This is a genomic window from Actinophytocola sp. (assembly GCF_036378875.1).
Classification (GTDB): domain Bacteria; phylum Actinomycetota; class Actinomycetes; order Mycobacteriales; family Pseudonocardiaceae; genus Actinophytocola.
Genome location: NZ_DASUVO010000170.1, coordinates 1 through 2,356, shown reverse-complemented (window position 1 = coordinate 2,356; position 2,356 = coordinate 1). Strand labels below are relative to the sequence as shown.

The following is a 2,356-nucleotide window of genomic DNA, read 5'->3' as shown; positions in this document are numbered from 1 at the left end:
CGGCCGGCGGCGACGTTGCGGATGGCGTCGGCGAGTTGTGCGGCTGGTGCGTCCTTGAGCATGAAGCCGGTCACCTTGGCGGAGAGTGCGCGGCGGAGGTTGCCTGGTCTGGACAGTCCGGTGAGGATCAGCGTGCGGATGCCGGGCAGTGCCTCGTGGAGCTCGGAAACCGCGGTGAGGCCATCCTTGCCGGGCAGGTCGATGTCCAGAACCGCCACGTCAGGCCGGTGTTTCAGGGCGGTGGGCACGATCTCGTTGCCGTTGGCGACTTCCGCGACCACCTCGATGTCGGGCTCGAGGTTGAGCAACGCGACAAGGGCTCCCCGGACCATGTGCATGTCCTCGGCCAGCAGCACTTTGATCATTCCGGCGTCCCCCTCCGGGCCGATATACCTCCCGTTGTATCACGCGTCGCCGGGAACTCCCACCACGAACTCACCCACACTGACCTCCGCCGGCCAGTCGAGACCGAACGCGCTCGCGGCCAGTTCGCTGTCCCCCATGGCCAGCGCGCACGGCGCGAGTCCCAGCATCGTGGCGACGAGGTACAGGGTCTGCTGCAGCACGCCGACGTGCTTGAGAGTGGTGGCGTAGGCGATGCTGTCGTACACCCAGGACAGTCGGCCCATCCTGGCCGTCATCGTGATGAGCAGCGGGGGTTTGGAGGATCCGATGAGTACTGTGGCGCCGGCGAGCAACTCCTCGACGTCGGACTCACGCTCGTTGATCAGCGTCAGCGCGTGGTCGGCCGGGTCGTAGTGGTAGATCCCGCGCGGTAGATCGTCACAGCGGTCGACCGTGAGGTACAGGTCCAGCTCGTAGAGCGAGCCCGCGCTCGGGTACGGGCGTTCGGACACCGTGTACGGCACGTCCGCCGAGCCCGCGACCTCGCGCTGCGAGCGGATCCGCGCCGTGCGGTACAGCAGCTCGCCGATCTGCTCGGCGCTCGGGCCCTTGTCCGCGAACGTGCGCACGGAGTGCCGGTGCTCGATCGCGTCGGACAGCGACATCTCGGACGTGGCCGGGGCGGTGAGGTCCGGGCGGTACAGCGGGAACCGCCTGCCCTCCGGCAGTGGTTTGACCACCGGCAGCGGCGGCAACGTGGCGACGTGGTTGTACGCCGCGCCGGCCGGGTTGTCGTGGCGGCCCAGCCGGCTGCGCGAGTGGAACAGCAGGTCGTGCGGGGCCCAGGCGAGCAGCTTCGGGTCGGTGTCCTCGCCGAACCCGTGCTCGTCGCCGAGCAGCACCATGCCGGCGCCGACGAGGTAGGCGACGATCTCGACGACCATGGGCTTGGACAGGTTGACACCCGCCGCGACCTCCGCGCTGGTCGTGGCGCGGCCAAGCGAGCCGACCACCTGCGACGCGAGCGGGCGGTGCAGCACCACGTGGTGGTGCGCGAGCGGCGACTCGACCAGCAGCTCGTCGTCCTTGTCGCGGACGAACGCGAAGCGGGACAGGCGGATGCGTGTCGTGCTGGCCAGCGCGTTCCCGTCCGGCAGCTCGAACAACCCCTTCGGCGAGACCGGGACGACCGACAGCAGCGGGGACGAGGAGCCGGGGCGGCCGAGCGAGTGGACCACGCACCCCGGCAGCCGCGCGAGGTTCTCCTGCAGCTCGCGAACATCGAGGTCGACCGCGTTGCCGAGCGCGACCGGCCCGTAGGTCATACGCTGGAGGAAGTCCACGACGCCCGGCGCCGGGTCTTCCAGGCGCACCTCACCCCATCGGGTCAGGACGGTCAGGCCGCCGTCCCTGCCCGTCTCGATGGCCACGTCGTCGCGAAACGACCACAGTGGGAGGCTGTGATCCGGGGGTGGCGCGCCGGCATCGGGTCGCAACTTCTCGCTCCTCGGCGTGTGCGCACGCAGCACACGGTTGTGGACTGCGTCGGTTGTACCACCGCGCCCACCACGGCGTCCCTCGCCGCGAGCGCGCGGCGGCCGTGAGTCCAGGGAGATGCGAGAGACGCACAAGGTGCGTCCGGCATCCGCCTTATGTCCACTGAGGACAGTTGGGTGTTCAGAGCCAGCCGGCGTCCCGGGCGATGCGAATGGCGTCGACGCGGTTGCGGGCGGTCAGCTTGCTGATGATTGTAGTCAGGTAGTTACGCACCGTGCCAACCGACAGGAAGAGCCGGCCCGCGATGTCGACGGCCTGCATGCCCTCGGCGGTGAGGCGCAGTACCTCGATCTCCCGCGGGGTCAGCGGGCATTCCGCGCTGTCCCATGCGGCCATGGCGAGTTGGCTGTCGACGACGCGTCGGCCGGCGGCGACGTTGCGGATGGCGTCGGCGAGTTGTGCGGCTGGTGCGTCCTTGAGCATGAAGCCGGTCACCTTGGCGGAGAGTGCGCGG

Annotated in this window: 3 protein-coding genes; all 3 read right to left on the bottom strand. The window is 69.5% G+C overall.

The window, feature by feature from the left end; all coding sequences use genetic code 11:
• On the bottom strand, nt 1–365 hold a 365-nt coding region (locus VF106_RS47820), incomplete at its 3' end, for a response regulator (protein ID WP_330846774.1).
• 39 nt (nt 366–404) lie between these two features.
• Nucleotides 405–1,841 (bottom strand): SagB/ThcOx family dehydrogenase, encoded by a 1,437-nt coding sequence (locus VF106_RS47815; protein WP_330846773.1) that lies wholly within the window; start codon nt 1,839–1,841, stop codon nt 405–407.
• Between the two features lie 181 nt (nt 1,842–2,022).
• The coding region (locus tag VF106_RS47810) for a response regulator transcription factor (RefSeq protein WP_330846772.1) at nt 2,023–2,356 on the bottom strand (334 nt) is incomplete at its 5' end.